This window comes from Streptococcus mitis, from assembly GCF_946188615.1.
GTDB classification, from domain to species: Bacteria; Bacillota; Bacilli; order Lactobacillales; family Streptococcaceae; genus Streptococcus; species Streptococcus mitis_BZ.
In genome coordinates, this window is record NZ_CAMHVK010000033.1 from 1 (window position 1) to 269 (window position 269).

Here is a 269-nt window from a genome sequence, read left to right on the forward strand (position 1 = left end):
GTCACTTCTTCCGTACTCTTATCTGGGTAAGTGATTAATACTTTTCCTGTCTTACTTCCTGGTTTACTTGTGTCTGGTTGTTCTGACCAGCTATAGTTTGTTCCTTTTGGTAAGTCATTTGTATTAATACTTTTCTCTGGATCTGGTACTTCGTTGTGACGAACAGTTTGGTTCGGTTCTTTTGCCGTTGGGTTGAAGGTATCTTTTTGTTCTTTTACCCTTACTGGTACTTCGACTTCATCTTCCGTTCCATCTGGATAATGAACTAA

1 protein-coding gene is annotated in these 269 nt (G+C 39.0%); it reads right to left on the reverse strand.

Going from position 1 to position 269, the window contains the following annotated elements:
• A partial coding sequence (locus OCF95_RS09795) for a Rib/alpha-like domain-containing protein (protein WP_261105343.1) occupies positions 1 to 269 on the reverse strand: 269 nt, incomplete at both ends.